At 69.7% G+C, this 25,910-nt stretch carries 22 protein-coding genes, 1 tRNA gene and 1 pseudogene; 14 read left to right on the top strand and 10 right to left on the bottom strand.

What is annotated here, in order from left to right; all coding sequences use genetic code 11:
* Nucleotides 1–11: 11 nt before the first annotated feature.
* Nucleotides 12–2,516 carry a DEAD/DEAH box helicase gene (locus tag D451_RS0108860; protein WP_014913452.1) on the bottom strand — a complete coding sequence of 835 codons (2,505 nt, stop codon included), beginning with the start codon at nt 2,514–2,516 and terminating at the stop codon, nt 12–14.
* A 154-nt stretch (nt 2,517–2,670) separates the two neighbouring features.
* Nucleotides 2,671–3,660: a malate dehydrogenase gene (locus D451_RS0108855; RefSeq protein WP_017534146.1), complete on the bottom strand. Its 990-nt coding sequence runs from the start codon at nt 3,658–3,660 to the stop codon at nt 2,671–2,673.
* Nucleotides 3,661–3,919: 259 nt separating this feature from the next.
* Here D451_RS0108855 and D451_RS0108850 point away from each other — a divergent pair.
* Both D451_RS0108850 and D451_RS0108845 read left to right on the top strand, forming a co-directional pair.
* Nucleotides 3,920–3,993, top strand: a tRNA-Ile gene (locus tag D451_RS0108850).
* Between the two features lie 446 nt (nt 3,994–4,439).
* Complete coding sequence (locus tag D451_RS0108845) at nt 4,440–6,263, top strand: GDSL-type esterase/lipase family protein (RefSeq protein WP_159068762.1); 1,824 nt, start codon at nt 4,440–4,442, stop codon at nt 6,261–6,263.
* 23 nt (nt 6,264–6,286) lie between these two features.
* Here D451_RS0108845 and D451_RS0108840 read toward each other — a convergent pair whose 3' ends face one another.
* Nucleotides 6,287–6,907, bottom strand: coding sequence for a TetR/AcrR family transcriptional regulator (locus tag D451_RS0108840; RefSeq protein ID WP_014912063.1), 621 nt, complete (start codon nt 6,905–6,907; stop codon nt 6,287–6,289).
* Between the two features lie 227 nt (nt 6,908–7,134).
* Nucleotides 7,135–7,902, bottom strand: coding sequence for a glycerophosphodiester phosphodiesterase (locus tag D451_RS0108835; protein ID WP_014913242.1), 768 nt, complete (start codon nt 7,900–7,902; stop codon nt 7,135–7,137).
* 233 nt (nt 7,903–8,135) lie between these two features.
* Here D451_RS0108835 and D451_RS0108830 point away from each other — a divergent pair, with 233 nt between their 5' ends.
* Nucleotides 8,136–8,906 (top strand): DeoR/GlpR family DNA-binding transcription regulator, encoded by a 771-nt coding sequence (locus tag D451_RS0108830; RefSeq protein WP_014911725.1) that lies wholly within the window; start codon nt 8,136–8,138, stop codon nt 8,904–8,906.
* Nucleotides 8,907–8,954: 48 nt separating this feature from the next.
* Here the strand turns inward: D451_RS0108830 and D451_RS0108825 are convergent, their stop codons facing one another.
* Together D451_RS0108825 and D451_RS0108820 are read right to left on the bottom strand one after the other, a co-directional pair.
* Nucleotides 8,955–9,413 (bottom strand): VOC family protein, encoded by a 459-nt coding sequence (locus D451_RS0108825; RefSeq protein WP_014908590.1) that lies wholly within the window; start codon nt 9,411–9,413, stop codon nt 8,955–8,957.
* A gap of 71 nt (nt 9,414–9,484) precedes the next feature.
* On the bottom strand, nt 9,485–10,744 hold the full coding sequence (locus D451_RS0108820) for an MFS transporter (RefSeq protein WP_017534144.1): 1,260 nt from the start codon (nt 10,742–10,744) through the stop codon (nt 9,485–9,487).
* A gap of 133 nt (nt 10,745–10,877) precedes the next feature.
* On the opposite strand from D451_RS0108820, the gene D451_RS0108815 reads away from it, so the two are divergent.
* Nucleotides 10,878–11,570 (top strand): HD domain-containing protein, encoded by a 693-nt coding sequence (locus D451_RS0108815; RefSeq protein ID WP_014908346.1) that lies wholly within the window; start codon nt 10,878–10,880, stop codon nt 11,568–11,570.
* A gap of 18 nt (nt 11,571–11,588) precedes the next feature.
* Here the strand turns inward: D451_RS0108815 and D451_RS28520 are convergent.
* Nucleotides 11,589–11,843, bottom strand: a pseudogene (locus tag D451_RS28520) (DUF4031 domain-containing protein); the annotation flags it as partial.
* On the bottom strand, nt 11,843–12,307 hold the full coding sequence (locus D451_RS0108810) for an Lrp/AsnC family transcriptional regulator (protein WP_014912898.1): 465 nt from the start codon (nt 12,305–12,307) through the stop codon (nt 11,843–11,845). The gene D451_RS0108810 and the pseudogene D451_RS28520, both read right to left, overlap by 1 nt.
* Before the next feature lie 206 nt (nt 12,308–12,513).
* Between D451_RS0108810 and D451_RS0108805 the strand changes: the two genes are divergently transcribed.
* The 7 genes from D451_RS0108805 (at nt 12,514) to D451_RS0108775 (ending at nt 19,897) form a co-directional block, all read left to right on the top strand.
* Complete coding sequence (locus D451_RS0108805; protein WP_017534142.1) at nt 12,514–13,425, top strand: tryptophan 2,3-dioxygenase; 912 nt, start codon at nt 12,514–12,516, stop codon at nt 13,423–13,425.
* Nucleotides 13,426–13,480: 55 nt separating this feature from the next.
* On the top strand, nt 13,481–14,719 hold the full coding sequence (gene kynU, locus D451_RS0108800; protein ID WP_014908835.1) for a kynureninase: 1,239 nt from the start codon (nt 13,481–13,483) through the stop codon (nt 14,717–14,719).
* 696 nt (nt 14,720–15,415) lie between these two features.
* Nucleotides 15,416–16,369 carry a hypothetical protein gene (locus D451_RS0108795; RefSeq protein WP_017534141.1) on the top strand — a complete coding sequence of 318 codons (954 nt, stop codon included), beginning with the start codon at nt 15,416–15,418 and terminating at the stop codon, nt 16,367–16,369.
* A gap of 231 nt (nt 16,370–16,600) precedes the next feature.
* Nucleotides 16,601–17,704, top strand: a complete 1,104-nt coding sequence (locus tag D451_RS0108790; protein ID WP_017534140.1) for a serine hydrolase domain-containing protein — start codon at nt 16,601–16,603, stop codon at nt 17,702–17,704.
* Nucleotides 17,705–18,156: 452 nt separating this feature from the next.
* The gene (locus D451_RS0108785) at nt 18,157–18,597 is read left to right on the top strand and encodes an Lrp/AsnC family transcriptional regulator (protein WP_014908665.1); all 441 of its coding nucleotides are present in this window, start codon (nt 18,157–18,159) and stop codon (nt 18,595–18,597) included.
* 71 nt (nt 18,598–18,668) lie between these two features.
* On the top strand, nt 18,669–19,457 hold the full coding sequence (locus D451_RS0108780; protein WP_017534139.1) for a PhzF family phenazine biosynthesis protein: 789 nt from the start codon (nt 18,669–18,671) through the stop codon (nt 19,455–19,457).
* A 17-nt stretch (nt 19,458–19,474) separates the two neighbouring features.
* Nucleotides 19,475–19,897, top strand: a complete 423-nt coding sequence (locus D451_RS0108775) for a hypothetical protein (protein WP_014913359.1) — start codon at nt 19,475–19,477, stop codon at nt 19,895–19,897.
* Nucleotides 19,898–20,275: 378 nt separating this feature from the next.
* Here the strand turns inward: D451_RS0108775 and D451_RS0108770 are convergent, their stop codons facing one another.
* Both D451_RS0108770 and D451_RS0108765 read right to left on the bottom strand, forming a co-directional pair.
* Complete coding sequence (locus D451_RS0108770; RefSeq protein WP_017534138.1) at nt 20,276–20,791, bottom strand: hypothetical protein; 516 nt, start codon at nt 20,789–20,791, stop codon at nt 20,276–20,278.
* On the bottom strand, nt 20,788–22,032 hold the full coding sequence (locus tag D451_RS0108765; protein WP_017534137.1) for a nucleotide disphospho-sugar-binding domain-containing protein: 1,245 nt from the start codon (nt 22,030–22,032) through the stop codon (nt 20,788–20,790). Before D451_RS0108765 ends, D451_RS0108770 begins: the two co-directional genes overlap by 4 nt.
* Nucleotides 22,033–22,251: 219 nt before the next feature.
* On the opposite strand from D451_RS0108765, the gene D451_RS0108760 reads away from it, so the two are divergent.
* The 3 genes from D451_RS0108760 (at nt 22,252) to D451_RS0108750 (ending at nt 25,898) form a co-directional block, all read left to right on the top strand.
* The gene (locus tag D451_RS0108760; protein ID WP_017534136.1) at nt 22,252–23,499 is read left to right on the top strand and encodes an MFS transporter; all 1,248 of its coding nucleotides are present in this window, start codon (nt 22,252–22,254) and stop codon (nt 23,497–23,499) included.
* Nucleotides 23,500–23,585: 86 nt separating this feature from the next.
* A complete protein-coding gene (locus D451_RS0108755; RefSeq protein WP_014911339.1) occupies nt 23,586–24,047 on the top strand; it encodes a TetR/AcrR family transcriptional regulator in 462 nt (153 codons plus the stop codon).
* 96 nt (nt 24,048–24,143) lie between these two features.
* Nucleotides 24,144–25,898, top strand: a complete 1,755-nt coding sequence (locus D451_RS0108750) for an ABC-ATPase domain-containing protein (RefSeq protein WP_017534135.1) — start codon at nt 24,144–24,146, stop codon at nt 25,896–25,898.
* Nucleotides 25,899–25,910: the final 12 nt, after the last annotated feature.

Raw genomic sequence — 25,910 nt, 5'->3', positions numbered from 1 at the left:
AGGGCACGGGGCTACAGACGATCGACGTCGATGACGCGGACCACCGCGCGGCCCTCGGCGTCCGAGGCGGCCAGGTCGACCTCGGCGGCGATCCCCCAGTCGTGATCACCCGCGGGGTCGGCGAGGACCTGTCGGACCCGCCACACGTCGGACTCCTCCTCGATGAGGAGCATCTTCGGACCCCGGGCGTCAGGGCCGGTCCCGATCTCGTCGTGTTCGGCGTAGTACTCCTCGACGGCCTCGGCCCAGTCCTCGCCGGTCCACTCGTCGTCCTCGGAGAGTTTGCCCAGGTCGCCGTAGCGACGGCGGGAGGCCAGCTCCACGCGGCGGAACATCTCGTTGCGCACCAGGACCCGGAAGGCGCGGGCGTTCGCGGTGACCGGGCGGACCCGCTCCTCGGGCTCGTGGCCCTCCTCGGTCTCGTCCTCGGGGTTGGTCAGCCGCTCCCACTCGTCGAGCAGGCTGGAGTCGACCTGGCGGACCAGTTCGCCCAGCCACTCGATGAGGTCGCGCAGTTCCTCGGTCTTGGAGTCGTCGGGCACCGTCTGGTTGAGCGCCTTGTAGGCGCCGGCCAGGTAACGCAGCACCAGGCCCTCGGACCGGGCGAGCTCGTAGTGGCCCACGTATTCGGTGAAGGTCATCGCCCGCTCGTACATGTCGCGGGCGATCGTCTTGGGCCGGAGCGGATGGTCGCCGACCCAGGGGTGGCCGCGCCGGTAGACCTCGTAGGCGTGGTCGAGGAGCTCCTCCAACGGCTTGGGGTAGTCGACCTCCTCCAACCGCTCCATACGCTCCTCGTACTCGATACCGTCCAGCTTCATCTGCTGGACGGCCTCGCCGCGGGCCTTGTTGAGCTGGGCGCCGAGGATCTGACGCGGGTCGTCCAGAGTGGACTCCACCACGCTGAGCACGTCCAGCGGATAGGTGGGCGACTCCACGTCCAACAGGTCCAGCGCCGCCAGCGCGAAGGTGGACAGCGGCTGGTTGAGAGCGAAGTCGGCCTGGAGGTCCACGGTCAGCCGGGCGGTACGGCCCTGCTCGTCGGGCTCGGCGAGGGTCTCCACGATCCCGCCGTCCAGCAGGGACCGGTAGATGGCGATCGCCTCGTGGATGTGGCGGCGCTGGGTCTTGCGGTCGTCGTGGTTCTCGGTCAACAGGTGCTTCATCGCGGTGAAGCAGTTCCCCGGCCGGGCGATCACACTGAGCAGCATGGCGTTGCTCACCCGGAACCGCGAGTTCAGCGGCTCGGGCTCGGCGTCGATGAGCTTGCGGAAGGTCGCCTCGTCCCACGACACGAAACCGTCCGGCGCCTTCTTGCGGACCACCTTGCGGCGCTTCTTGGTGTCGTCACCGGCCTTGGCCAGCGCCTTCTCGTTCTCGATGACGTGTTCGGGGGCCTGGGCGACCACGTTGCCGACGGTGTCGAAGCCGGCGCGACCGGCCCGCCCCGCGATCTGGTGGAACTCGCGTGCGCGCAGGCGGCGCACCCGGACCCCGTCGTACTTGCTCAGCGCGGTGAACAGCACGGTCCGGATCGGCACGTTCACGCCCACGCCCAGGGTGTCGGTGCCGCAGATGACCTTGAGCAGACCGGCCTGGGCCAGACGTTCGACCAGACGCCGGTACTTGGGGAGCATGCCCGCGTGGTGGACGCCGATGCCGTGCCGCACGTACCGGGACAGGTTGCGCCCGAACCTGGTGGTGAAGCGGAAGTCGCCGATCTCCTCGGCGATCCTCGCCTTCTCCTCCTTGGTGCACATGTTGATGCTGGTCAACGACTGAGCGCGCTCCACGGCCTGGGCCTGGGTGAAGTGCACGATGTACACGGGCGCGTTCCCGGAACCGAGGAGTTCCTCCAGGGTCTCGTGCAGCGGGGTGACCCGGTAGTCGTAGTAGAGGGGGACGGGGCGCTCGGCGGAGGCGACCACCGCGGTCGACCGTCCGGTGCGCTTCTCCAGGTCCTCCTCGAAGCGGCTGACGTCGCCCAGGGTGGCCGACATCAGTAGGAACTGAGCCTGGGGCATCTCCAACAACGGCACCTGCCACGCCCAGCCCCGATCGGGCTCGGCGTAGAAGTGGAACTCGTCCATGACGACGGTGTTGATGTCGGCGTCCTTGCCCTCGGCCAGGGCGATCTGGGCGAGGACCTCGGCCGTGCAGCACACGATGGGGGCGTCGGCGTTGACCGAGGCGTCGCCGGTCATCATGCCGACGTTCTCGGTCCCGAAGATCTTGCAGAGATCGAAGAACTTCTCCGAGACCAGGGCCTTGATGGGCGCGGTGTAGAAGGCGCACTCGTCACGGGCCAGGGCGGCGAACAGGGCGCCCGTGGCGACCAGGCTCTTACCGGAGCCGGTGGGCGTGTTGAGGATGACGTTCGACCCGGAGACGACCTCGATGAGGGCCTCTTCCTGGTGCGGGTAGAGGGTGAGACCCCGCTCCTCGACCCACAAAGCGAACGCCTCGAAGAGGGAGTCGGGTTCTGGTTCCGTGGGAAGCGCATCGATGAGACTCACGCTCTCTATACTGCCCGCTCTCCGACCCCTTTCGGGACGCGCCCGTGCGTTCGAACCCTTCCCGGGGCCTTCGGGGCCGAGACGACGAACGGGCACGCCCCCGGAGGGAGCGTGCCCGCGTCGATCCCGCTCGGACACCCGAACGGAAGGAGACTCAGACCAGGCCGAGCTGCTTGACGGTGTCGCGCTCCTCGACGAGCTCCTGCACCGAAGCGTCGATACGAGCACGGGAGAACTCGTCGATCTCCAGGCCCTGGACGATCTCCCACTCGCCGTTCTTCGACACGACGGGGAAGGAGGAGATGAGGCCCTCGGGCACGCCGTAGGAGCCGTCGGAGGGGATGGCGGCCGAGGTCCAGTCGCCCTCCGGGGTGCCGTTGACCCAGTCGTGGACGTGGTCGATGGCGGCGTTGGCGGCGGAGGCGGCCGAGGAGGCCCCGCGGGCCTCGATGATCGCGGCGCCGCGCTTGGCGACGGTCGGGATGAAGTCGTTCTCCAGCCAGGCCTGGTCGCCCACGGCCTTGGCGGCGTTGGCACCGTCGACCTCGGCGTTGAACAGGTCCGGGTACTGGGTGGCGGAGTGGTTGCCCCAGATCGTCAGCTTCTTGATGTCGTTGATCGACACGTCGAGCTTCTTGGCGAGCTGGGTCAGCGCGCGGTTGTGGTCCAGACGGGTCATCGCGGTGAAGCGCTCGGCCGGGACGTCCGGGGCGTGGCTCTGCGCGATGAGGGCGTTGGTGTTGGCCGGGTTGCCGACCACCAGGACGCGGATGTCGTCGGCGGCGCCGGCGTTGATCGCCTCGCCCTGGGGCTTGAAGATGCCGCCGTTGGCCTGGAGCAGGTCGCCGCGCTCCATGCCCTTGCCGCGCGGACGGGCGCCGACCAGCAGGCCGACGTTGGCGCCCTCGAAGGCCTTGCCCGCGTCGTCGAAGATGTCGATGCCCTGAAGCAGCGGGAAGGCGCAGTCGTCGAGCTCCATCGCGGTGCCCTCGGCGGCCTTGACGGCCTGCGGGATCTCCAGCAGGCGCAGCTTCACCGGGGTGTCGGCGCCGAGGAGCTGGCCGGACGCGATCCGGAACAGCAGGGCGTAGCCGATCTGGCCGGCGGCGCCGGTGACGGTGACGTTGACGGGTGCTTTGGACATGACGTGAACTCTCCTGACGACGGTGTGCGACCCGCGATGTTACCAACGGGTTCGAGGCGGCTTCGGTGCCGGGCCAGGGGGTACGACCGAGCACGCCGCACCTTCACACCCTAGACCGACCGGGGACGACCCTCGCGACCCAGGTGCGGTCAAAGGGCGCGCATGTCGGGTTCGGGCCCGTCGGTTCCCGTCGTACAACAGATTCTCGGCGAGGAAACGTCGGACACACCCTGTTAGGATGGCGTTTGCTGACGGCGGAGGGCCGGTAGCTCAGTTGGTTAGAGCAGGGGACTCATAATCCCTGGGTCGCGGGTTCGAGTCCTGCCCGGCCTACCCCTCACCATCGCCTCGGAATCCCTTGTCGCACTGCGCATCGCCGCCGTCGGGCCGTGCGTTCTCCCGGCTTCGCCATTCTCGCCTCAGGTGTTGTGTGGTCGATTACCGTTTTTCGCGACGTTTGTCCGAATAGTTTTCCCTTTTGTTATTCTCGGGCCCCGGTCGCGCGCGAATCGGCCTCAGGGCGAAAACGGATGGGACCGAGACCACCCTCCACGGGGCGTTCGGAGGGCCGTCCCCGGTCCACCGTCTCCTCTACACTGGCCGCCGGTCCGGGGCCACGGTGCCTCAAGTCTCAACAACCGTCGGCCGGTCGGGACCATCGGAGGGTTCGATGGGCTCGGAGCGTCGGGGGAAGGCACGTGGTGGACGGGGGGAGAACGATACGAGGGGGCGAGGGTGAGCCACGCCCCTCCCGGCGACGGTTCGCGCGGATCGTGGCCATGGTCGTCACGGGTGTCCTGCTGCTGACCGTGCTCAACCCCATGAGCCATCCCGACGTGCTGGTGCGCCCCACACCGGGGGAGGACGCCGTCGCCCTCCCCCTGTACGACCTCTTGAACCGGACCGGGATCTCCCAGGACGGGGCATCGGACGAAGGCGACCTCGACGGCGCGGGCAACAGTCTTTCCGCCCGCACCCTGGCCGCGGCCGGCTGGTCGCCGGGCGGTGAGGTCGACATCCTGGACACCTCCATGCGCCTTCCCGTCTACGGTGAGGGCCGTCCCGATCACGTGCTCTCCGACGGCCAGTCCCTCACCTTGGGCGAACCCACCCGCCTGCGGTCCCTGACCTTTCTCGCCACCGGTACCCGCACCGACGGGACCGGCGCCGACGTGCGGAGCGTGGGCAGCGTCGTCTACTCCGACGGCGGTGAGCACAAGTTCGAGCTGGTCGTCCCGGATTGGGCGGCCGGACCCGCCGGCGACGCCGCCCTGACCCTGCCCTACGCCAACTCGGCCACCGGCTTCGGTCTGGACGTGATCGGTTCGGTGCGCCTGTACGCGCGCTCGGTGCCCTTGGAACCCGGGCGCGAGGTCGACCACGTGGTCCTGCCCGAGGTCACCGACCCCGACGCGAACCTGCACGTGTTCTCGGTGGGGGGACGCCAGGCGGATCGGGAATGGACCGGGACCTGGGCGCGCGCCACCTCCGGATACACCGAGGTGGGCCCCTGGCAGGACCAGACGTTGCGCCTGGCGGTGCGCTCGACCACCGGCGGGCACAAGGTCCGGGTACGTCTGGACAACACCTTCGCCTCCCGCCCGGTGACCATCGGCGCGGTCTCGCTGGCCCTGCGCGACACCGGTGCCCGCACACGGGGCGCGGCGATCCCGCTCACCTTCTCCGGTGCCAGGGGCGCCGTCATCCCCGCGGGAGGACGTCTGGTCAGTGATCCGATCGACTTCCTACTGCCGCCGAGCACCGAACTCCTGGTCAGCATCCACCTCCCGGACCGCGTCACCGCGGCGCCGATCCACTACGCCTCGGTGGACACCAACTTCACCACCGCCCCCGGCAGCGGCGATCGCACCCTGGAGCGCGAGGAGGAGCCCTTCACCGGAACGGTGGAGCAGTGGCCCTTCCTCACCGGGATCGAGGTGATGGACGGCCCGGGCGCCGTGGTGACCTTCGGGGACTCCATCACCGACGGGGTCCGTTCGACCCGGGACGCCTACGCCCGTTGGCCGGACGTGTTGAGCGACCGGTTGCGACAGAGATCCGATCTGCCCGACCCCGGTGTGCTGAACCTGGGAGTGGCCGGAAACCGGGTGACCACGGACGGCTATCCGGGCGAGGGGGTGTCGACCTACGCCAACGGGGTGAGCCTGTTGCACCGGGCCCAACGGGACGTGTTCTCCCAGAACGGCGTGGAGAGCGTCGTCGTCTTCGCCGGTATCAACGATCTGCGCTGGGGCGCCTCCGCCGAGGAGGTGATCGCCGGCCTGAACCGGTTGGCGCGGATGGCGCGCGATCACGACGTGCGGATCTTCGTGGCCACCCTGGGGCCCTGTGAGGGGGGTAGCCGCTGTACCCCGGGACTGGAACGACAACGGCAACGGATCAACGCCCACCTGCGCGAGCAGCGGCTGGATCCGGAGTCCCCGTTCACCGGGGTGTGGGACTTCGACGCGGTCCTGCGCGACCCGGAACGGCCCACCCGGCTACGCCCCGAGTACGACTCGGGCGACCACCTGCACCCCGGGGACGCGGGGCTGCGGGCGATCGCCGAGTCGGTGGACCTGTACGAACTGCTCGGTTCCTGAACCGGAGCGTCGCGGGCGGGTGTTCACCGGGGATGGCCGAGTTGATGGTGGATGACCAGGTCGACGTAGACGTCTCCGAGGTCGGCGATGCTCAGCCCGGCCTCGGGGTCGTACCAGTGGAGCAGCGAGTCGAAGGTCTCCAGGACCTTGTCGGCGGCCCTCCCCGGGTCGGTGATCTCGAATCGGCCCTCGCGGATCCCGGCGAGGACGATCTCGCGGACGTGATCGCGGAAGAGTCGGTGCAGACCGCTGATCTCCCGATGTCGTACGGGGTGGATGGCGCGCAGGGTGGGGAGCAGTTCCCGGCCGAGGGCGACGGCGTCCCGATGCCTCCACCCGCTGGCGACGTGCCTGCGGACCAGGTCGGCCATGCGTCGGGTCGCGGGAGAGTCGGGGACGTCGGTGGTCAGTTGGTCGTTGACGCGCTCTCTGGTGGCGCGCAGGACGATCGCGTAGGTCAGATCGAAGCGGGTGGGGAAGGCACGGCGGAGCGCGGCCCCGTCGGTGGAGGTCTCGGCGGCGATCCGGTGGGTCAGGGCGGACATGGGCAGGCCTCGGGAGCCGTGCTCGGCGAACAGGCGTGCCGCGCAGTCCAGGACGGGGGCCGTCGTGCGAAGCGAGTGAGGGGAGAGGTCGGCCGTCATTGATTGTCGTCTCATCGGTCGTTGTGCGCCGTTGAAGTGAGGGACGTCAAGGATATCGACAAGGCTTCGAAAAAAGCGTGGAACGACGGAGATCGATGAAGAATGCCGAGAGCACGAGGTGGGTGACGTCGGTGTTCCACATGAACCGCTTCATGTGTCCTTTCCAGGGCCGGGTCGAGGGCCCTTGCCTCCCCGTCCCGCCACCGTCACACGGGCCCTGCGGCGCGTCAGTCGGGCCCTGCGACCCCTGGAGCCACCTGGGGTACCGGGCCCGAGACCGGGTCTCCATGAGAGGAGGGGCCCTGGGCGCGTCCGGAGGTCAACGACACCAGATCGTCGACGCGTTCGGTGGCTATGGCGTCGACGCCCATTCCGATGAGACGGGCCATCTCCGGGAATTCATTCACGGTCCAGGCGACGACACGATATCCGAAACGATGCATTTCCCCGACCGTTTCCCGGTCCAGCAGCGTGTAATGCTTTCCCAGAAAAGTCGGCCGTAGAGAACGGGCCAGATCCTCGGGGGGAGGCCCGGGTTGGTCCCAGGAGAGCATCATCGGGGTGGCCGGACGGCGCGCGCGCAAGGCCTGGAGCGCCTCCACCGGGCCGGTGAACAACGCCTGATCGACGAAGCCGTGTTCGCGCAGGACCGTGTCGGCGGCCAGAGCGGCCTCGGGCGAGGCGGCGTCGACCATCAGGGGGGTGGTCTCCCGACCGAGGAACTCGGCCAGGACCTCCATCAGGGTCGGCACACGACGTTCGACGTTCTCACGTGCGCCGGCCAGTTCGGCCAGGGTCAGATCACCGATCCGTCGGGGTTCGGAACCCGGGAGGGCCACGACACGTTCGTCCACCAGGACGGGATAACCGTCCGAGGTCAGGTGGACGTCGATCTTGATCAGGTCGACCCCGGCACGTAGGGCCGACCGCAGTGCCGGGAGCGTGTTACCCGGGAAGCGCGCGGTGTCTCCGCGTAGTGCGATGGACAACGTCATGCGATCCAGGGTGGCAAAGATCGGCGCCGCACGTGGTGCAAACAGGAAAAACGCCCACCAAGGCCTACCCTGACGGCGGTGGGGACGTCACGACGGCCGTGGGACACGCCTCGATTGCGAGCGGTCTCACGTCGCGTGGGAATCGTCTCGACCGCTGCGAACTGGGAAACTTTGTTATCGGGTGCCGTGATCGCACGGCGCCCCCAGACAGGCCCCCGAGCGTGAGGCGAACCATGATTCCGGATCAGCGACGCGAGCACATCCTCAAGCTTCTCCAGGAGCGCCATGTGCTGAGTATCAACGAGCTCACGTCGATGCTGTCCGTGTCCCACATGACGGTGCGCCGTGACATCCAGGCCCTGGAGAACGACGGCAAGGTCCTGTCGGTGACCGGAGGGGTACGGCTGGCCGCCAGGTTGAAGAGCGAGCCCTCCTACCTGGCCAAGGCCCAGCTGGAGGTGCCGGCCAAGAGGGCCATCGCCCGCGCCGCCGCCGAGCTGGTCCGGGAGAACTTCACCATCTACCTGGACGCGGGGACGACCACGCTACAGATGGTGCCGCTGCTGACCGACAAGGTCGGGCTGACCGTCATCACCAGCGACTTCAACGTCGTCGGACACCTGATGGAGTACCCGGGGATCGAACTGATCCACACCGGTGGCGTGGTCTCGCACTCGGACCACTCCTCGGTGGGTCAGTTCACCGCCGACTTCCTGCGTCAGGTCAACGTCGACCTGGCCTTCATCGCGAGCAGCTCCTGGGACGCCGAACGCGGTTCCACGACCCCGTCGGAGGCCAAGGTGATCGCCAAGCAGGAGCTGCTGCGCATCGCCTCCAAGAGCGTCCTGGTGGTGGACAGCACCAAGTACGGCAAGTTCGGGACCTTCCGGGTGGCACGGCTGGAGGAGTTCGACCTGATCGTCACCGACGACCGTCTTCCCCGTTCCGCCTTGGACGAGCTGGCCGAGCGCGACGTGCGTCTCAAGATCGTCGACGGCGACTGAGGAAGGGAGCGGGTCCCCGGCCCGTCGTCCGGGGACCGAAGGAGAGGATCAGTCCTCTCCCGTGTCGGGGTCGGCCGGGGCGAACAGGGCCAACGCGGTGCCGTCGGGGTCACGGAAGACGAGGGTGGAGCCCTCCTCGCCGTGCGATACCGGCTCGTGCTCCACGTCCAGCCGGGTGAAGCGGTCCTCCCAGGCCTCCAACTGGCCCAGGTTGTCCACGGCCAGGGTGAGCCGGTCCAGCCCGCAACGGCGGTGGTCGAACCGCCCCTTGAAGTTGTCGGGGTACTGGACCAGGTCGATGAGCACGCCACAGGGATGGCTGAAGCCGGTGCGCAGAACGCCGTGCCGGTACTCCCGCCGTTCGGGACGGAACCCGAGCACGAAACGGTAGAAGCGGGCGCTCACCTCGTGATCGCGTACGGAGAGGGTCACGCGTCCCATGCCGGCCAGCGGCGGGACGGCGGAATCGGAGCGGAGGCGGGCACCCGGTGCCAGCGCCTTGAACATCTCAAGCACGGCTCCCGAGGCTAGACCAGCCCGACCGTTCTCGCGCTCTTCCTTAACGGGTCGTTAACGCCTCATCCGGCCGAGACCCCGGTGTCCTTCGTCACGGGGACCTCCGGTGCCTTCGGAACGCGCTCGTACCAGCGGCCGCGCATCACCAGGACCGTCACGACCAGGGAGATCGCCCCGCCCACGGTGGCCAGACCGAACGCCCCCTGATGGCCGTGGAGATCGGCGAGGGAACCGGCGATCATGGAGCCCAACGCCTGCCCCAGGATCAGGCAGCTCAGCACGATGGCCATGGACTGCGAGAGTCGGCTGGGCGGAGCGGCCCGTTCGATCAGACCGAACAGGCTCACGATGTGCGGACCGATCGCGATGCCCAACACGAAGATCGTCACCGCGAGACCGACGGGGCCGTGATCAAGGTAGAGGGGGAGGGTGAGCAGCGCCAGCCCGCCGGCCGCCACCCTGACCCGCGCGGTCAGGGTGAAGCCCACGGGCAACGAGGCCATCATGAGACCGGCCACGGCGCTGCTGGACCCCATCACCGCGTACATCAACCCCGACAGGTCGCCGTGTCCGGCGTTGTCGGCGAAGGCGGTCACCCCGGTCGACATCCCGCCGAAGAACAGGCCCTGACAGAACATGGGCACGGTCAGGATCAACAGCGCGGGGCGGGCGATCCGCCCCTCGGAGCCGCGTTCGGGGACGCTTCCGGCGGGGGCGGTGGGGTGCAGGGCGAACACGGAGCCGAAGACCCCGAGCAGCACCGCGGCCCCGAGCACGCTCGCGGTCGGGGAGAGGGTGAGGGTGAGGACGCCGACCAGGGCCGGGCCCAGCACGAAGGAGGCCTCGTCGAGGACCCCCTCGACGGACATGGCGGCCGAGACCGAACGCTCGCGCTCCACACCGCGTTCGGGCCCTCGACGGATCAGTACCACCCAGCGGGTCCGGGCCATCGGGCCGACCTGGGGCATGCACAGGCCACCGACCACGGCCAGGACGATCAGGAGGGGGAGCGGGGCGTCCACGGCCACGGCGGCCACGAGCAGGGCGATCAGCGCGGCGTCGACGAGAGCGGTCACCAGGACGGGGAGGCGTTGACCGTGACGGTCGGCGAAACGGGCGATGATCGGCCCGCCCACCGCCTCACCGAGCGCGAACGCACCCGAGACCAGGCCGGCCGCGGCCACGCTGCCGGTCGTGACGGTGACGAGGGTGAGGAGCCCGATCAGGGTCATCGAGATGGGCAGTCGGGCCAGGAAGGTGGCGAGGAGCAACGGCCAACCGGCGATCCGGTTCATCCGCCGCAGGGTCTGCACTGGTGACATCCGACCTCGTCCTGTGTCTCTCGCCCTCGGCCACAAACCATCCCATGATAGGCCTATCGGTCAGGTCGCCCTCGGGGTGGAACGGTCCCCGTCCTCGGAGTTCACCGAGGACGGGAGGGGGAATACCGGCCTCATGGTGAGCTTCGAAGAGCGACCGAACCGTTTCCACCCTCGGCACGAGGAGGACGCGATCCTCCTCTCGGCGGCCTGGGCCCGTCTGGCGGGCGGGGGCTTCGAGGCCAGGGTGGTGGGCCGGGAGCTCCTCGACCGTTGGAGCGAACCGCATCGTCGCTATCACACGCTCTCCCACCTGTGGGACACCCTGCGCGCCGTGGACATCCTCCAGGAGGAGGCGTCCGACGTCGACGCGGTGCGTTACGCGCTCTGGTTCCACGACGCCGTCTACGAGGGACACCCCGGGGAGGACGAGGAACAGAGCGCGTGGCTGGCCGAACGCCTGCTCGACCCACTGGGGGTGGGGCCCGCCATGATCTCCGAGGTGGTGCGCCTGGTTCTGCTCACCAAGGACCACCGGCCCGAGGAGGGGGACCGCGACGGAGGCGTCGTGTGCGACGCGGACCTGGCGGTGCTGGGGAGCGCACGGGACGAGTACCTGGCCTACGTCACCGCGATCCGGGCCGAGTACCGGGAGATCCCGGAGAGGGAGTTCCGCTGTGGGCGGCTGGCCGTCCTGCGCTCACTGCTGGAGCGGCCGAGCCTCTTCAACACCGAATTCGGACGGGAACGGTGGGAGCCCCGGGCCAGGGCCAACATCTCCGCCGAGGTGGACCGGCTCTCCGGTAGGAGGACGGGGGGCCTCTGGTGACCTGGACCGACCGGGGTGCTTGGGCCTGCGCAGACCGGCGGCCCGTAGCCGGGTGACCAGTTCGCGTCCGCCGACATGCTCGGCCCCCAGTTCCAGGGCCCTGGGGTGCAGCTCTTCGGGGATGTCGTAGTGGTCGCGTTCGAAGGCCCGTCCGGGTACGCCGAGTCGGCGGGCGAAGGCGTGCAGTTCCTCGAAGGAGTCGTCGCTGACCAGGTGGGCGAACAGGCGTCCGCCGGGACCGGGCCAGACCGGGGTGTCGACCAGGACGCCCATCACGCCTCCGTCGCGGTCACCGGGCGCCAGGGCACCGGGGTGGACAGGATCATGGTGCTGGAGGGGCGACCGTGCTCCGCCAACCGGTCGATGACCTCCTCGAAGTGCTCCATGGAGCGGACCGCGATGAGCAGGACGCAGCAGGCGTCTCCGGTGACCCGGTGGACCTGGAGGATCTCGGGCAGTTCCAGGGAGGAGCGCTCGCGCAACAGGCAGTGCGCCCCGAAGCACTCCATGCGGACCAGGGCGGTCACCGGCAGGCCCGCGGCGGCCGGGTCGACGTGCGCGTGATAGCCGGTGATCACCCCGCGGTCGGTGAGGCGGCGTACCCGGTCGGCCACGGCGGGGGCCGAGAGGTTGACCCTGCGGGAGAGCTCGTTGAAGGACAGGCGCCCGTCCCGTTGGAGCTCTCCGAGGATCCGCCGGTCGACGCCGTCCAGGGGGATCGGCGGTCGTGAGGTCATGGTTCACGTTCCCAAGGTCGACGTCTTGTTCTCGTTATGAATGTAAAGCCGCAGGGGGTCCTCGCGGGCCGATGGCCCTTCCTTGTGTCGGGAATATATTCGATTATGTGGATTCACGTTCACGGCGTCCGTGCAGAGGGGATCCTTCGAGGGCGACGTGATACGTGCGATCGACGAAGTCACGCAGTACACGAGGGGTAGTGACCATGTTCTCCACCACCACCGCCGGGCAGTGTCCCTACGCACCCGCGGAGAGCGGTGCCGAGGACGCCGCGGCGGCCAGGGCCCACAAGGCCGAGGAGAACCGGGGCCGACCGACCCTGGCCTTCGAACGCAAGACCCCCTACGCCGACTACATCGGCGTCGACACGCTGCTCGACCTTCAGAGGACCCGTACCGACGAGCCCTTCGAGTCCACCTTCATCATCACCACACAGGTGATGGAGCTGCTCTTCTCCCTGGTCCAAGGGCACTGGGAGGCCGCGCGCGACGCGCTGGAGGCCGACGACGTCCCCGGGGCGATCGCCCGACTGCGCAGCTCCTGCAACGCCCAGGACGTCCTCAACGCCTCCTGGGGGCTGCTCTCCGACATGACGCCCACCGGCTTCAACCGGTTCCGCGACTCCTTCGGCGAGGCCTCCGGGTTCCAGTCCTACGGCTATCGCAGGCTGGAGTTCCTCCTCGGCAACAAGTCCGCCGCGATGATCCGCCCGCACAAGGCGATGGGCGACGTGGCCGCGGAACTGACCGGGCTGCTGGAGCGTCCCGGACTCTACGACGCCGCGCTGCGCCTGCTGGACCGGCGAGGCCTTCCCGTCCCCGCCGAGGCGGTGGAGCGGGACTGGACCCAGGCCTATGAACCCTCCGAAGGGGTCGAGCGCGCCTGGGCGGAGGTCTACGCCGACGACCGTCCGGGCAACGAACTGCTCCTGCTGGCCGAGACCCTGGTGGACGTCGCCGAACGGGTGACCCGATGGCGCCACACGCACCTGATGGCGGTCAAGCGCACCATGGGGGCCAAGCCGGGCAGCGGCGGTTCCAACGGCCTCACCTGGCTGGCCCGCAACGCCGAGCAGGACGTCTTCCCCGAGCTGTGGTCCCTGCGCAGTACGGTCTGAGCGGCATCACCCGAACCCACCCCGGCCCCGAGCCCCGTGTAGGAAGCAGGACCCGATGACACCCACCACCCGTGAGGAGTGCGTCGAGCTGGACGCGGCCGACCCCCTCGCCCCCCTTCGCGAGGAGTTCGTCCTCCCCGAGGGGGTGATCTACCTGGACGGGAACTCCCTGGGGGCGTTGCCGCGCTCCACCCCCGGTCGGGTCGCCGACATGATCGAACGCGAATGGGGCCGGGACCTCATCCGCAGTTGGAACGACGCCGGCTGGTGGGACAAGCCGCGCACCCTGGGCGCCAAGGTCGCGCCCCTGGTGGGGGCCGATCCGGACGAGGTGATCGTCGGCGACGGCACCTCCGCCAACCTGTTCAAGGCCCTGGTGGCCGCCGTCCGTCTGTCCGGACGTTCGGTCGTGCTCGGGGAGGCGGGCAACTTCCCCACCGACCTCTACGTCACCGAGGGCGCGGTCTCCCTGCTGGGCGCCGAGCAGCGCCGGGTCGACCCGGACGGCCCCGGTCTGGCCGAGGAGCTGGCGCGCGGGGACGTGGCCGCCCTGCTCCTCAGCCACGTCGACTACCGCAGCGGCGTGCTCCGCGACATGGCGGGCATCACCCGCCTGGCCCACGAGCACGGCGCCCTGGTGATCTGGGACCTGTGCCACAGCGTCGGGGCGGTCCCCATCGACCTGTCGGGTCTCGAAGTGGACTTCGCCGTGGGGTGCACCTACAAGTACCTCAACGGAGGTCCCGGAGCCCCGTCGTTCCTGTACGCGGCCCGCCGGCACCACGCCGTCGCCGACCAGCCGCTCAGCGGGTGGCACGGACACGCCCGTCCGTTCGACTTCACCCCCGACTACGAGCCCTCTCCCGGGGTCTCCCGCTTCCTGAGCGGCTCTCAGCCCCTGGTGGCGGACGCGGCCCTGGAGGCGGGGCTGGACGTGTGGGCCAAGGCCGACATGGACCGGGTCCGCGCCAAGAGCCTGGCCATGACCGACCTGTTCCTGGCCCGCGCGGCCTCGGTGGGGCTGTCCTCCATCACCCCCGCCGAGCACGAGCGGCGCGGAAGCCAGGTGGCCCTGCTCCAGCCCGAGGAGGGCGCCGGATATCCGATCGTGCAGGCGTTGATCGAGCGCGGGGTGATCGGCGACTTCCGGGCCCCCGACGTCATGCGCTTCGGTTTCACCCCGCTCTACCTGCGCTACGTGGACGTCTTCGACGCGGCGACCGCGCTGGTGGAGGTCGTGGAATCGGGGGAGTGGCGGGCCGAGCGCTTCAACCGCAGGTCACAGGTGACCTGACCGACATTCGACCCTCCGGTGGGGCAACCTACCGGGGGGTTCTTTGCGTTCGGAGGGGTTCGCGCTCTCGGGGCTGACCCGGAGCAATACCACGTTGGCGTGGCCTTTGCCGCGTGTGCGTCCCCCGGTTCGATGTCCGAACAGCCCCGCTTTCAGGACGTATCGGTGAACACACCCCTGTTGAGCAGGCATTGTTCGCCTTCGAGGGCCATGTTCAGGTTTATGACGCGCGCCACGCCTGGAGCCTTCTCCGGTCGCCCTTTCACGTCGAGAACCCCTGTGTACCAGGGGTTCTCGCGTTTTTCGGGGCGTGTCCGATCGCTTCCCGAAAGTGGCGGTCAAGACACGGTGTGTCATTTTACCCGCGATCCTTCGGCACTTTGCCAAGGCGTGGGTTAGTGTCCTTCGTGACCGGTTCGTTATGGATCTTTAATGAGCCGGTGCCGAGCCCTTGACCGGCCGAGGCCGGAAGGGGAAGTGAGACCTCTTCTCTCGCTCGGGGACGAGCCGCGCGAATCCACGCGCCAGCTGTCCGGCGGAGCCGATCCGGCCCCCCGTTCCCGCCCGCGGTCCGCCACAGGCGACGCGGAACACCTCATGACCTGATCGACCCCGAGCGCAGTCCTGTGCGCCGGTGCGCCTCGACACGTCATGTCCCGGTCTCCTCGGCCCTGTCGTCAACCTGGCTGATACCACATGAGCAACGACACTCCGATCCAGCACGGCGAAGTCACCGCTACCTACTTCTGGGACGACGCTTCCGGAATCAACGGTGACACGGGCATGCCCGCAGGTGGCGAGCCCATGCAGAAGGGGCTGTTCTCCAGCCCCAGCTGGCCGCTGGGTACCGAGGGCTTCATCGTCTACGAGGGCGAGGAGTACGAATTCTTCATTGGGGACCGCGGTCCCGGGGTCCCCTCCCACGACTGTGACGTCCTTCTCGACATCGACGGCAAGACCTTCGCCGACATGATGGGCGAGTCCTGGGACAGCACCAACTACGTCGTCACGGGTGGCAACGGCCACGCCGAGGTCGAGTACTACATCACCAAGTGGGGCGACGGCGCCGGCAAGGAGGGTGCTCCGCACCCCTTCGAGCAGCCCGAGAACAAGTGCGAGGACGCGGTCTCCCCGATGCCCGCCGAGTACAAGGGCGAGGACGAGAAGTCCGAGAAGAAGGACGACTCCAAGAAGGAGGAGTCCAAGAAGGACGAGGAGTCCAAGAAGGACGAGTCCAAGGAGGAGACCTCCAAGGACGGCTCCGACGAGCAGCAGGCTCAGGACGAGCAGCAGGACCAGGACGGTGCCCCCGTCGCGGGTGAGGACGAGGGTCAGAGCGGCACCGGCGTCACCGCCGAGACCGCCACGAACGACCTGTCCGGCACCGGCCTGATGGGCGCCGAGGGTGCTCCCTCCGCCTCCGCCCTGCTGGCCCTGGCCATCATCCCGGCCGTCATCATCGCTCTGGTCTTCGCCTGGACCCGGCGTCCCGCCGGTGTCCACGCCGGGGCCGACGACGACAGCGGCAAGGGCCTGATGGCCGAGAGCTCCGGTCGTCACGGCGTCTCCTCGCTGCTCGACCTCGTGCGCGAGGGCGGCAACAACGTCTCCGAGATGATCAACCGTCTGCGCAACGGCGGCGACAAGTAGATCAGGACCACCCCTGGACCACTCGGGGCCTCCGTGAAGGAGAGCCCGAACGGCCAGGTTCCCCTCCCTCGGGAGGGGCCAGGGCTCCCCGTCACGGGTGGGCCGGAGTGGAAAGACGAAGGGCCGCGGTCGGATGACCGCGGCCCTTCGGCGTGCCCGACCTTTGCCTCATATACCCCCTTGGGGTATTTTTCGTTCTCGTTCGTACACCAGGACGGAGAGGACGGGCCGATGCGCGTACGAGGAGAGGCCGAAGCCGGCTACGAGGGCCTGAGGGAGGTGCTCCAGAGGTTCGTCGACGACGGACGGGAGACCGGCGCCGGACTCTCGGTCCGGCGAGGAGGACGCGAGGTCGTCCGGCTCTCCGCCGGGTGGGCCGACACGGGGCGGCGACGTCCCTGGCGTGACGACACCCTCGTCCAGACCTACTCGGTGTCCAAACCGTTCGCCGCCCTGGCGGCCCTGGTCGCGGTACGTGACGGGGCCCTCGACCTCGACACACCGATCTCCCGTCACTGGAAGGGCTACGAGCGGTACGGCAAGGGGGCGACCACCCTGAGACACGTGCTCACGCACCGCTCCGGACTGCCCCGTTTCCCGGAATCGGCGGCGACCCTCGACCCTCTCGACGAGCGCGGACTCCTCACGTCACTGGCCGAGGCCGAACCCGAGTACGCCCCAGGCACCCGGACGGGGGAGCAGGCCCTCACCCACGGGCACCTCATCGACGGGATCCTGCGCGGCGCCACCGGGTCCACCCTCGGTGAGATCTTCGATGAGCGGGTACGGCCCGCCCTCGACCTGGACGCCCGATTCGGCGTCCCCGAGAACGAACTGGACCGGGTCGCCGACCTGGAGTACGCCCACCCCGACTGGGCGAGGGATCTGCCCGCCGCGGCCTGGCTCTCCACTCCGCGGGGGAGCCTGGACCCGGACCGCTCCAACTCCGCGATTCGGCGCCGGTCGGTCTTCGGAGGGATCGGCCTGCACGCCACCGCCTCGGCGCTCTCCGGTCTCCTGTCCCGGATCACCGACCCTGAAGGGCCCGTCCGCGCGTTGCTGGGCACCGAACTCCACGAGGAGTATCTCGCGCCGCAGGCGACCGGGCACGACGACGTCTTCGGTGTCGAACTCACCTGGACCCTCGGCTTCCTCCGTGATCCGGACAAGATCGCCAAGGGCGGGATCGGCGGCTCCGCCGTGTGGTGGTCCACCCGTCACGGACATTCCTGCGCCTACCTGACGCGGCGGCTCGACGACCACTCCCGGGCCGCCGAGGTGGCCCGGGCTCTCGGCGACGACCTGTCCCTCAGGCCCATGGACACCGTGTCCTGAGAGGGGGTTCGTGGGCGGGCCGCCGGTCGCCGTTGACCTCGACGGCCCACCCGCACCACGGGCGGGGCGGTGAGGACCGCCCGCCCGCTCCCGCGTCGAGGGCCGATGAGAAGGCGTCCGGACCCGCGTGACTTCCGGCGGCGCCATTGCCGCCCGCGTGGTCCGGGACCCTCCACGGTCCCGACACGGTGGAGTTCGACGAGCACGACCCGCCCGGGACGGTGGACGAACGACGTCCGCGGCCATGGCCGTTCCGCCCCGACGAGCGCGTCGATCCCGGAGCGGGAACCGACGGAGTTCGCCCATCGATGTGCTTCATGTCTTGAATATGAAGTGAATCACCCCATATTGTCGATGCCTCCACGCCGATGCTGGACGAACTGCTCGGTAGGACCCGCCCCCTCGCAGAACATCCGATCCGTCCACCACCGGGACGGTATGAGGTAAGACACATGGCCGAGAAGCTGGACGACACCGACCGCCGGATCATCGCCCTCCTTCGCGACGACGGCCGTATGTCGATCCGCGCCGTCGCCGAACGCGCGCACATCTCCCGCGCCAACGCCTACTCCCGCCTCGAACGCCTCCGCGGTGACGGGGTCATCCGAGGCTTCACCGCGGTCATCGACCCGGAGAAGTACGGCACCGCGCTGTCCGCGTACGTCTCGGTGAGCATCGAACAGCACTCGTGGGAGAGGTTCCGCGAGTACCTGAGCGACATCCCCGAGGTCGACCACGCCGCCCTGGTCTCCGGCGACGTCGACCTGCTCCTCCTGGTCCGGGTCACCGACGCCGCGGCCCTGCGCACCTTCGTCCTCGAACGTCTCCAACGACTGCCCGAGGTCAAGAGCACCCGCACCATGTTCATCCTGGACGAGCCGCCCCTGAGATAGCCGCCGGCGGATGGGGTTCCTCACCCGGGCCGGCGCGGCACGCTCCCCGGCAGGCTCGGCAGAATGAACCCATGCCCGAATACCGCGTCGTCGACGCCTTCACCGAACGCCCACTGGCCGGCAATCCGGCCGCCGTCCTGGTCCTGTCGGACGAGTACCCCGACGTCTGGGCCCAGGGCGTCGCGGCGGAGTTCAACCTCTCCGAGACCGCCTTCGCCCGCCGGATCGACTCCGACGAGGCCGACTACGAACTGCGCTGGTTCACCCCGGTCGCCGAGATCGACCTGTGCGGACACGCCACCCTGGCCACCGCGCACGCCCTCACGCAGCTGGAGGTCGAGGGGCCGTACCGCTTCAGCACGCGCAGCGGGATCCTCACGGTCGAACGCCGCGACGGACGGCTGTGGATGGACTTCCCGGCCCGCCCGGCCGCGGAGGTCGAGGCCCCAGAGGGCCTGGTCGAGGCCCTGGGAGCGCCCCCGGTGCGGACCGGGATCGGCGGCAACAACGACCTCCTGGTCGAGCTCGACGACGAGGACATTGTCCGCTCCCTCACCCCGGACCTCGGCCTGATCGAGGCGCTGCCCTCGCGCGGCGTCATCGTCACCGCGCGGGGCTCCGGAGAGTACGACTTCGTCTCGCGGTTCTTCGCGCCGAAGATGGGGGTCCCCGAGGACCCGGTCACCGGGGCCGCACACACCGTCCTGGCCCCCTACTGGGCCGAACGGCTCGACCGGACCGGGTTCCGGGCGCACCAGGCGTCCCGGCGCGGAGGCGACCTGGAACTGCGGCTGACCGGTGAACGCGTCCTCATCGGCGGCCACGCGGTCACCGTCGCCACCGGCGAACTGGACCTTTGAGAGCAGGAGGAGGAAGCATGGAGCAGTGGAGGACCAGGGAAGAGGTCGTCGCCGGGCTGAACCGGATGGAGGAGGCGCACACCGGTTGGCGACGACCGGTCGCCTTCGCGATCGGCGAGCTCCGTGACGGCGAGACCGTCTTCACCCTGACCAACGTCAACGAACGCCTGCTGTCGAGCATCGCCCTGGCGCGCGCCTGCGGCCACGTCTCGGGCACCGCCACCTACACGCTGGACGCCGAGACGATGGCGGAGGCCGTCGCCCTCCTGTCCCCGGCGGCCGCCTGCACCGATATGGACCACCCCAACCACCGTCACTGGACGGAGTTGGCCGAGCGGCTCGACCGGGACGGCGGACGGGCCGTGGCGGTGTTCGTCCAGGACCTCGACGACGCCCCCGTCGACGACCACGACCGGGCCTTCCGGGCGACCATCGCCTGAGAACCGCCGTGGCCGGCGGGTTTCCGTGATCGCGGAATCCCGGTTTCCCCCTCACGGAGGGCCCGGATCCGATAGGAATGAGGACGTCGGCATCCCCCACCCCCTCCGGGGCGGTGCCGAAACGGTCGTACCGGGGCCCTCCTGACCCGTGTACGACCTTGGCCGGCGACCCCGGTTCCTCCAGAGCCGAGTGGTCGCCCGTGGCCGGAGCGGGGTGTCCCCATGCCGCTCCGGCCACCCGCCGGCCCGCGGCGGGGTGGGTCCTCGGGTCGAAGCCGTGCGGACGGACACGCGAAGTCCGGTGGGGCCGGGATACCCACCGGACCGCTTCGAGGCCCCACCCCCGATGCGTGACCACGAATCGAAGGCCTTGGGGGATCAAGGGAGGTCCAGCGGATCACTGATGTGGAGGTCGCGGTCGAGGAGGGCGGCGACCTCGGCTCCACGCTCCCTCTCGACCAGGGTGAGCAGGCCCCGCAGGTCCTCGTGGACCCGGGTGAGCAGTCCGGGCAGGTCCCGCAGGGGCAGGTCGATCCGCAACTCCTTCCCCTCCTGGGAGAAGCGAATCCTGTCACCGACGAACTCCTGCACGACGCCGGGGTCGTGCCCCATCCAGACATGGGTGCGATCGAGCAGGTTCGACCACTCCCGCCAGTCCTCCAGGCCACAGCAGCACCCGGGGTTCACGCTCGCCCCGGAGGCACGGATCACGCGCAGACCGCCGGGGAACAGGGTCATCTCCTGGTCGAGCAGTCCACGCGGATCCTCCGCGTCGTTGTACTCGGCCCAGGTCGTCAGGAAGGCCTCCAGCCCGGTGGGGGAGAGGTCCCCCGACAACGGCAGGAACCTCCCATGGTCGACCTCCAGCACCGGCTCGATCCGCGGGGAGCTCATCGGGAGGCTTCGATCAGCGCGTGGACGTGGTCGGCGGCGTTGCGGGCCCCGTCCACCCCGGCCAGGTGGGCGCGCAGATCTCGGGCACGGGTGCGCAGGGCCGGATCGTGCAGGACCGCTTCGAAGGCGCGCCGCAGCGGTTCGCCGTGGGCCCGTCGCGGACCGAGCGCCACCGCGGCGCCGAACCGCGCGCACTCGTCGACGTTCCAGCGCTGCTCGGCCTGGAGCCCGATGCCGACGAAGGGCTTGCCCGAGACCGCCGCCGTCTGCACGGTCCCCTCTCCACCGTGAATGACGGAGGCGTCGATCAGGCCGCCCAACAGATGGGCGGGGAGCAGGTCGAACACGTGCACGTGCGGACCGAGCGCGGCGCGGTCGCCCGGCCTCAGGTAGTGGGCCACCGGGGCCAGGACGGTCACGGGCATGCGGGACAGCTCCCGTAGCACCCTGAGCACGATCTCCCGGTTCGCCGAGCTGCCCATGGCGAAGTACACCACCGGTCGGCCGCGCCGCTCGGCCTTCTCCACCACCTCGGTCACCTCGGCCGGTACCTCGCCGCCCAGCCGCGCGTAGATCGGGCCGACCCACCGGTAGTGCGGGGGAAGCAGGTAGGGCCGTAGTCGGATCGACGCGATCAGGTTGAGGTCGCCGTCCAAGGCCTCGACGGTGCGCCGGGGGACGCTCACCCCGTTCTCCCGGGCCACCTGGACGAAGCCCCTCGGTTTGAGGGTGGTGTACCGGGCGACCTCGCGCAGCAGGCGGGCGGCGCCGGCGTCGACGGTCCGGGCGAGGGTGCCGCGTCCGGAGAGCAGCGGCACCGACCGGATCTGGCGCAGGTGCGGCCACGAGTAGGCGAACGGTTTGACGTAGACGAGCGGGACCCCGTCGGCCCGTGCCGAGACGAACTGGCTGATGGTGCTGCCGATGACGGTCGCGGCCGGGCGCAGCAGGGTGTTGAGGGCACGTTCGCCCTCGACCCGCTCCCGCAGGAGTTCGGCGGTGAACGGGTGGGTCACGGCGCGCCCCTGGTCGAACCGGAGCAGCTGTTCGGCCTGGTCGTCGGTGAGGACCGGGGACAGGGGGAAGTACTCGAAGCCCGCCTGTTCGATGAGGCCCGCGTATCGCTCCGAGTAACCGGCGAAGACGCATTCGTGCCGGTCCCTCAGGTGCCGGGCGACCTCGATGGTCCGCGTGGTCTCGGCGAGGTCGAAGGTCTCCGGGGCGAACAGGACCGTGCTCACGGCGGAACTCCTTGTCTGGGCGGGCTTGTACGCAACGTAGTCGTCCGGAGTGGCGGCGGCAACGGCCCTTCGGTGGAACGGGCGAGCATGGCGTGCACCACATGTCCTTGTGCCCCGGGCGGTTCGCGTATAGAAACTGGGACAAGTGTCCCAGTTTTTTCGAGGGGCATCGGCGTCCGCGAACCGCGACGCCCTCCGACCCGATCCCGAGGATCAGCCATGCCCAATCCGTACGCGCGGATCTTCTCCGCGCCCGGGGCCAAAGCCTTCACCGCCGCCGGACTCATCGGCCGCATGCCGGTGGCCATGACCAACATCGGCCTCATCACGATGCTCTCCGCCACCTACGGCGGCTATGGTCTGGCCGGGGCCGTCGCCGCCACGTTCACCCTGTCCATGGCCCTGATCTCGCCTCGGATCTCCCGTCTGGCCGACCGCTTCGGTCAGCGTCGGGTCCTGCCTCCGGCCGCGCTCGTCTCGGTCGCCTCCCTGCTGGCGATGTCGGCGTGCGTATGGCTCGAGGCCCCGACCGCCCTGCTCTTCGTGCTCGCGATCCCCGCCGGCGCCATGCCCAACATGTCCGCCATGTCCCGAGCTCGCTGGACCGAGATCCACCGGGGGACACCTCGACTGCGCACCGCCTACGCCTTCGAATCGGTGGCCGACGAACTCACCTTCATCACCGGCCCCGCGCTGTCCGTGGTCCTGAGCACGATGGCCTTCGCTCAGGCGGGCCCGCTGGCGGCCGCCGCCTTCCTCGCGGTCGGGGTCGGTCTGTTCGTCGCCCAGCGCTCCACCGAACCACCGGTCCGTGTCACCGGACCCAGGGCCACCGAGCGGGGCCGGCGCCTTCTCGACACTCACCTCCTGTTGCTGGTGGCGATCCTTCTCGCGGGAGGGGTGATCGTCGGGGCGATCGACGTCGTCGCGGTCGCCTTCGCCGAGGCCCGCGGCGTCCCCGGCGCCACCGGGATCGTCCTGTCCTGCTACGCCCTCGGCTCGGCCGTCTCCGGTCTGGTCTTCGGAGGACTCCGGATTCCCTGGCGGCCGCGGACCCAGTTGACGGTCGCGGTCACGGGTACGGCCCTGACCGCGCCACTCCTCCTGACGGCCGACGGCATCGTGACCCTCTCCCTGGTGGTGCTGGTCTCCGGGGTGTTCTTCGCCCCCATGATGATCCTGGTCATGACCCTCATTGAGGGGATCGTCGCCCCGGAACGGCTCACCGAGGGCATGACCTGGGCGCTGACCGGACTGACCGTCGGCACGGCCCTGGGCACCTTCGCCGCGGGCCGGGCGGTGGAGGCCGGCGGGACCGACGGCGGTCTCCACGTCGCGATCGTGGCGGGAGCGGCGGCCCTGGTCGTGGTCCTGGTCGCGAACCGCCTGCCGGAGCGGGTCGCGAAGGGCGGAGAGGAGGTGAACGACTCCGCTACCCTCGGTTCCCGGACCGAGGAGGAGCGCTGACCCAGATCGACGGACGCCGAGCCAAGGGCGAACTGCGCCGCAAGGCCCTCATCGAGGCGACCCTGCGCGTCATCGAACGCGACGGGGTGGCCGGGGTCAGCCATCGCACGGTCTCGAAGGAGGCCGGACTGCCCACCTCCGCCACCACCTACTACTTCACCGGCCTGGGTGATCTGCTCACCGCGGCGCTGACCAGCGTGATGGACGAGGACGCGGGGCGGATGCGCCGCCTGACCACCGAGGGCGACCGTCGACGAGAACTCGCCGAACTGCTCTGTCGGGTCGCGGCGGAACCGGGACGTCTGCTCGCCGAGTACGAACTCTTCCTCCTGGCCGCACGCCGCCCCCACCTGCGCCGGTCCACGGACGACTGGCTGGCCGCGGTGGGGGCGTTCGCCCGCCGCTACACCGACGATCCCGTCCGCGTGCGCGTGGTCACCGCCGTGATCGACGGGATCCTGCTGCACACGCTCCTCCAAGAGGCCAAACCCACCGCCGACGAGTTCGAGGAGATCCTCGACGACGTCCTTCCGAACCCGGAGCCGTAGGGCCGTTCGGCGGGTTGTCCACAGGGCCGGAGCGGGGAAGGCGCGAAAGACCTAACCTGGCGGGGCAGTGAGAACCGACGACGCCGGGGGGAAACGATGACGGGACGGCAGGGCCACGGGTACCGCGGGGGCGGTCGAGGAGGCGGAGGCGGCGGGGGACGCCGGCCCGAACCCGAGCCCATTCGCGGGGTGCGCGACGACGCGCGCCTGTCCCAAGAGCTGTCGAAGATGGACGGCGCCTCCTACGGGCGCTACAAGTCCCTCAAGGGTGACTGGGACTTCGGCGACTTCACCCTCACCGTGCAGCGGGTCCAGGCCGACCCCTTCGCGCCGCCCTCCCGACTGCGGATCCTGCGCCCCGACGCCGGGATCCCCGAGAGCGCCTACACCGACCCGGTCCGCCGCCGGGCCACCGCCGACTTCCTGGGCCGACTCGCCCGCCGCCTGCTCAAGGGGTCCAGGCTCAAGATCGACACCGGGGGCCAAGAGGTCCTGGTCCGTTCGTCCTGTCGGGTGGGTGCGGACGGCTCCCTCGACCTGCGGTTCGGTCTGGATCTGCCCGGACACGGGCGGCGGATCGACGGGCGCGCCGCCGAGCGCGAACTCTGCCGGACCGTCCCCGAGTTGGTCGACGACCTCGACTGGGAGGAGATCGACCGGAAGGCCGCCGAGGCCTACGCCGACAGCGTGGTCGACACCGTCGCCCTGCGCGAGGCCCTGTCCGACCGCGGGCTGGTCGCCTTCGTCGCCGACGGGGCCGTCCTGCCCCGCCGCAGTGGGGTGAGTGACGAACCCCTGACCGGGGCGGGCATGGTGCCCTTCGCCTCGCCCGAGTCCCTGCGGGTGAGCGTCGACCTGCCGCACCGGGGCACGGTGACCGGCATGGGGGTGCCCGAGGGCATCACCCTCATCGTCGGCGGCGGTTTCCACGGCAAGTCCACCCTGCTGCACGCCCTGGAACGCGGCGTCTACGACCACGTTCCGGGCGACGGTCGCGAACTCGTGGTCACCCGCGCCGACGCGGTCAAGATCCGTGCCGAGGAGGGCCGCCGGGTGGAACGGGTGGACGTCGGTCCGTTCGTGCGCAACCTGCCCACCGGCTCCGACACCAGGGACTTCCGTACCGAGAACGCCTCCGGTTCCACCTCCCAGGCCGCCAACATCTGCGAGGCGGTGGAGGCCGGATCGCATACCCTCCTGGTGGACGAGGACTCCACGGCCACCAACCTGATGATCCGTGACGAGCGGATGCAGGAACTGGTCCACGGCGACCGGGAACCCCTGGTGCCCTTCATCGACCTGGTGCGCCCCCTGTACCGGGAGCACGGTGTCTCCACGGTGCTGGTGATGGGCGGCAGTGGCGACTACTTCGACGTCGCCGACCACGTCGTGATGCTGGACGCCTACCATCCGCACGACGTCACCGAACGCGCCCGCGCGCTCGCCCGCGAACGCACCGACTCCGTGTTCACCCGGCCCCGGGCCCGTGTGGTGGACCCGAGATCGGTGGACGATCGAGGGGCCAAGGGGCGGAGCAGACTCAAGCGTCGCGACATGGACGTGCTGACCTTCGGGGAGAGCGACGTCGACGTCCGCTCGGTGGAGCAGTTCGTCGACGCCGGGCAGATCACCGGGGCCGGGCTGGCCCTGCGCGCCCTGGTCCAGGGCGGCCACCTGAACGGTTCCCGTACGCTCGCCGAGGCTCTGGACTCGCTGGACCGGGCCCTGGCCGAACGCGGGGTCTCTCTGCTCGGCGACGACTTCGACGGGGACTACGTCCTGCCGCGCCGGCACGAGGTCGCCGCGGTCCTCAACCGACTGCGGACCCTGAGGGTCGCCGAACAGCGCTGACCACCGGGGTGC

Source organism: Nocardiopsis alba DSM 43377, from assembly GCF_000341225.1.
In the GTDB taxonomy this organism is placed as follows: Bacteria; Actinomycetota; Actinomycetes; order Streptosporangiales; family Streptosporangiaceae; genus Nocardiopsis; species Nocardiopsis alba.
The sequence above is the reverse complement of the archived record's forward strand: the minus strand, read 5'-3'. Positions and strand labels throughout refer to the sequence as shown.

Bases quoted from the DNA above. Each gene is read 5' to 3' on its own strand.
- D451_RS0108830 (WP_014911725.1), top strand. From the start codon at position 8,136: ATGATTCCGGATCAGCGACGCGAGCACATCCTCAAGCTTCTCCAGGAG.
- D451_RS0108760 (WP_017534136.1), top strand. From the start codon at position 22,252: ATGCCCAATCCGTACGCGCGGATCTTCTCCGCGCCCGGGGCCAAAGCC.
- D451_RS0108795 (WP_017534141.1), top strand. From the start codon at position 15,416: ATGAGCAACGACACTCCGATCCAGCACGGCGAAGTCACCGCTACCTAC.
- D451_RS0108825 (WP_014908590.1), bottom strand. From the start codon at position 9,413: ATGTTCAAGGCGCTGGCACCGGGTGCCCGCCTCCGCTCCGATTCCGCC.
- D451_RS0108790 (WP_017534140.1), top strand. From the start codon at position 16,601: ATGCGCGTACGAGGAGAGGCCGAAGCCGGCTACGAGGGCCTGAGGGAG.
- kynU (WP_014908835.1), top strand. From the start codon at position 13,481: ATGACACCCACCACCCGTGAGGAGTGCGTCGAGCTGGACGCGGCCGAC.
- D451_RS0108750 (WP_017534135.1), top strand. From the start codon at position 24,144: ATGACGGGACGGCAGGGCCACGGGTACCGCGGGGGCGGTCGAGGAGGC.
- D451_RS0108785 (WP_014908665.1), top strand. From the start codon at position 18,157: ATGGCCGAGAAGCTGGACGACACCGACCGCCGGATCATCGCCCTCCTT.
- D451_RS0108805 (WP_017534142.1), top strand. From the start codon at position 12,514: ATGTTCTCCACCACCACCGCCGGGCAGTGTCCCTACGCACCCGCGGAG.
- D451_RS0108835 (WP_014913242.1), bottom strand. From the start codon at position 7,902: ATGACGTTGTCCATCGCACTACGCGGAGACACCGCGCGCTTCCCGGGT.
- D451_RS0108810 (WP_014912898.1), bottom strand. From the start codon at position 12,307: ATGACCTCACGACCGCCGATCCCCCTGGACGGCGTCGACCGGCGGATC.
- D451_RS0108780 (WP_017534139.1), top strand. From the start codon at position 18,669: ATGCCCGAATACCGCGTCGTCGACGCCTTCACCGAACGCCCACTGGCC.
- D451_RS0108770 (WP_017534138.1), bottom strand. From the start codon at position 20,791: ATGAGCTCCCCGCGGATCGAGCCGGTGCTGGAGGTCGACCATGGGAGG.
- D451_RS0108775 (WP_014913359.1), top strand. From the start codon at position 19,475: ATGGAGCAGTGGAGGACCAGGGAAGAGGTCGTCGCCGGGCTGAACCGG.
- D451_RS0108840 (WP_014912063.1), bottom strand. From the start codon at position 6,907: ATGACGGCCGACCTCTCCCCTCACTCGCTTCGCACGACGGCCCCCGTC.
- D451_RS0108845 (WP_159068762.1), top strand. From the start codon at position 4,440: ATGGTCGTCACGGGTGTCCTGCTGCTGACCGTGCTCAACCCCATGAGC.
- D451_RS0108815 (WP_014908346.1), top strand. From the start codon at position 10,878: ATGGTGAGCTTCGAAGAGCGACCGAACCGTTTCCACCCTCGGCACGAG.
- D451_RS0108855 (WP_017534146.1), bottom strand. From the start codon at position 3,660: ATGTCCAAAGCACCCGTCAACGTCACCGTCACCGGCGCCGCCGGCCAG.
- D451_RS0108820 (WP_017534144.1), bottom strand. From the start codon at position 10,744: ATGTCACCAGTGCAGACCCTGCGGCGGATGAACCGGATCGCCGGTTGG.